At 75.6% G+C, this 3,418-nt stretch carries 3 protein-coding genes; all 3 read left to right on the plus strand.

All coding sequences use genetic code 11. The annotated features are described in order from the left end of the window. The coding region (locus DZG00_RS13660) for an FAD/NAD(P)-dependent oxidoreductase (protein ID WP_119455731.1) at nucleotides 1-1,345 on the plus strand (1,345 nt) is incomplete at its 5' end. Beyond that, nucleotides 1,342-2,259, plus strand: coding sequence for a dihydrodipicolinate synthase family protein (locus tag DZG00_RS13665; RefSeq protein ID WP_086515790.1), 918 nt, complete (start codon nucleotides 1,342-1,344; stop codon nucleotides 2,257-2,259). The genes DZG00_RS13660 and DZG00_RS13665, both read left to right, overlap by 4 nt. A gap of 7 nt (nucleotides 2,260-2,266) precedes the next feature. Next, the gene (locus tag DZG00_RS13670) at nucleotides 2,267-3,268 is read left to right on the plus strand and encodes a proline racemase family protein (protein WP_119382948.1); all 1,002 of its coding nucleotides are present in this window, start codon (nucleotides 2,267-2,269) and stop codon (nucleotides 3,266-3,268) included. Nucleotides 3,269-3,418: the final 150 nt, after the last annotated feature.

The following is a 3,418-nucleotide window of genomic DNA, read 5'->3' on the forward strand; positions in this document are numbered from 1 at the left end:
CTGGGCGATCGAGCGGCCCGCGGCGGACGCGACCGATGCCGCCGCCGGGGGCGCCGCCGAGCCGCCCGCCGCCGTCGTCCACGTGCTCGTCGGCCAGGTCGACGGATCCCGCCGCGAGCCGCTGGCCCTCCGCCCGGACGCGCTCGTGCTCGCGACCGGCGCGCACGACCGCACGCTGCCGTTCCCCGGCTGGGACCTCCCGGGCGTCTTCACCGCGGGCGCCGCGCAGGCCCTCGCGAAGGGCGAGCGGGTGCGCGTAGGCGACCGCGTGATCGTGGCGGGCGCCGGCCCCTTCCTCCTGCCGGTCGCCGTGTCGCTCGTGCAGGCGGGGGCGCGCGTGGTCGGGATCCACGAGGCCGCGCGCGTACCCGGGCTCGCGCGCGGCTGGCTGCGGGATCCGCTCGGCCTCGCCCGCGCGCCGCACAAGGCCGCGGAGCTCGCGGGCTACGTGTCCGTGCTGGCGCGCGAGCGCATCGGCTACGCCACGGGCAGCGCGGTCGTCGCGGCTCACGGGACCGACCGCGTCGAGGCCGTCACCGTGCAGCGCCTCGACGCGTCGTGGGCGCCGATCCCGGGCACCGAGCGGCGGATCGAGGTGGACGCCGTGTGCGTCGGCCACGGCTTCACGCCCCGGCTCGAGCTGCCGATCGCCGCGGGCTGCCGCATCGGGCCCGACCGCTTCGTCGAGGTCGACGCGTCGCAGGGCGCCGGGCCCGCGGGCGTCTACGCCGCCGGCGAGATCACGGGCATCGGGGGAGTGGACCAGGCGCTCGCGGAGGGCGAGGTGGCCGGGCACTGCGCCGCGGGCGGATCCCCGTCGGATGCCGCCGTCGCCCCCGCCGTCCGCCGCCGGGCCATCGCGCACGACGTGGCCGGCCGCATCGAGGCCGCGCACGGGATCCGCCCCGGCTGGACCGGCTGGCTCCGCGACGACACGCTCGCCTGCCGCTGCGAGGAGGTGCCGGTCGGCCGGATCCGCGCGACCGCCCGCGCCGCCGGATCCACCGACCTCCGCTCGATGAAGCTCGCCACGCGCGCCGGCCTCGGCATCTGCCAGGGGCGCGTCTGCGGGCGGACCGTCGAGGAGCTGCTCGCGGGGGAGGCGCCCGCGTGCGGATCCCCGGCCGCGTCCGGCCCCGGATCCGACCGCCGCCCCATCGCCTCGCCCGTCCGCCTCGGCGAGCTCGCCGCCGCCTACGAGCGCCGCGACGCCGGACCCCCGTCCCTCGCCGCAGCGGCGCCCGGCGTCGACGACCCGCCGCCCGCCGACGGCTCTCCGCGCGAGCACGCACCCCCGACCACCCCCGCACCTCCCCGCACCACCGACCGGAAGGACACGCCATGACCGCACCCGCCCTGGACCTCGGAGGCGTCGTCGTCGCCACCACGCTGCCGTTCCGCGAGGACGCGTCGGCGCCCGCCGGCCTCGCCGTCGACTACGACGCCTACGCCCGGCACTGCGACTGGCTGATGTCGAACGGCTGCCGCGGCGTCGGCCCGAACGGATCCCTCGGCGAGTACTCCTCGCTCACCGACGAGGAGCGCAGGAAGGTCGTGCAGGTCGCGGTCGAGACCGTCGGCGACCGCGGGATCGTCGTCGCGGGCGTGCACGGCGTCGGCTGGCACCAGGCGAGGAAGTGGGCCGAGATCGCGGCCGAGGACGGCGCCGACGGCGTGCTCCTCCTGCCGCCCACGATCTACCGGGCGAGCGACGACGAGGTCGTCGAGCACTACGCGCGCGTCGACGAGGTGGGCCTGCCGATCATGGCCTACAACAACCCGTTCGACACCAAGGTCGACCTGACGCCCCAGCTCCTCCAGCGCCTCGACGCGCTCGAGAACGTCGTGGCGATCAAGGAGTTCTCGGGCGACATCCGGCGCGTGACGGAGATCCAGGACCTCACGGGCCTCGACGTCATCGCGGGCGCCGACGACCTGCTGCTCGAGTCGCTCATCATGGGCGCCGTCGGCTGGTTCGCGGGCTACCCCAACGCCTTCCCGCGCGAGGCCGTCGAGCTGTACGGGCTCGCCACCAGCGGCCGGATCGAGGAGGCCAAGGAGCTGTACCGCCACCTCGTGCCCGTGTTCCGCTGGGACTCGCGCACCGAGTTCGTGCAGGCCATCAAGCTGTCGATCGACGTGGCCGGCGAGAGCACGGGCGGCCCCACGCGTCCGCCGCGCGCGCCGCTGCCCGCCGCGGTCGCCGCCGAGGTCACGCGCGACACCCGCCGCGCGCTCGACCACCTCGCCGGGCGATGATCGACGGATGAGGTCCTCCCGCGTCTTCCACGCCGTCGACTCGCACACCGAGGGCATGCCGACCCGCGTCGTCACGAGCGGGTTCGGCGTGATCGCCGGCTCCACCATGAACGAGCGCCGCCTGCACCTCATCGAGCACCTCGACCACCTGCGGCTCCTGCTCATGACGGAGCCGCGCGGCCACGCGGCGATGAGCGGCGCGATCCTGCAGCCGCCCACCCGCGACGACTGCGACTGGGGCGTCCTCTACATCGAGGTGTCCGGCTGCCTGCCCATGTGCGGCCACGGCACCATCGGCGTCGCGACGGTGCTGGTCGAGACCGGGCTCGTGGAGGTGCAGGAGCCGGTCACCACGATCCGGCTCGACACCCCGGCCGGGCTCGTGATCGCGCGGGTCGACGTGGATGGCGGACGGGCCGCGTCCGTCACGATCGAGAACGTGCCGTCCTACGTGGAGCGGCTGGACGCCCTCGTCGACGTGCCGGGCTACGGCACCGTGCCGTACAGCCTCGCGTTCGGGGGCAACTTCTACGCGGTCGTCGAGCTCGACGCGCTGGGGCTGCCGTTCGACCGGGAGCGGCAGCAGGAGATCCTCCAGGCCGGTCTCGCGATCATGGGCGCGATCAACGACGAGGACGCGCCGTCGCACCCGGAGATCTCGGGCGTCGACCACTGCCACCACGTGGAGTTCCTCGCGCCCGGATCCGACGCGCGGCTCTCGCGGCACGCCATGGCGATCCACCCCGGCTGGTTCGACCGGTCGCCGTGCGGCACCGGCACGTCCGCGCGCATGGCCGAGCTGTGGGCGCGCGGCGAGCTGGCCGTGGGCGACGAGTTCGTCAACGAGTCGTTCATCGGCAGCCGCTTCACCGGGCGGATCCTGCGGGAGACGACCGTGGCCGGCCGGCCCGCCATCGTGCCCGCCATCACCGGGCGCGCCTGGATCACCGGCATGGGACAGTACCTGCTGGATCCCACCGACCCGTTCCCGAGCGGCTTCCGGTTCTGAGCCGCAAGCCCCCACCGAGGAGAGACATGACCCCGCACGAGACCGATCCGACCACCGACCCGACCGTGCAGGCCACCGTGGACGAGGTCGCCGCGCGTGCCGCCCGTGCCGCGGCCCCGCTCGCCGCCCTGGCCCCGGCGGCCCGCGCCC

Origin of the sequence: Clavibacter lycopersici (genome assembly GCF_003576405.1) — a bacterium.
Taxonomy (GTDB): Bacteria; Actinomycetota; Actinomycetes; order Actinomycetales; family Microbacteriaceae; genus Clavibacter; species Clavibacter lycopersici.

What these genes read in the sequence shown, in the direction of transcription:
- DZG00_RS13665 (WP_086515790.1), top strand. Translation starts at nt 1,342, where the DNA reads ATGACCGCACCCGCCCTGGACCTCGGAGGCGTCGTCGTCGCCACCACG.
- DZG00_RS13670 (WP_119382948.1), top strand. Translation starts at nt 2,267, where the DNA reads ATGAGGTCCTCCCGCGTCTTCCACGCCGTCGACTCGCACACCGAGGGC.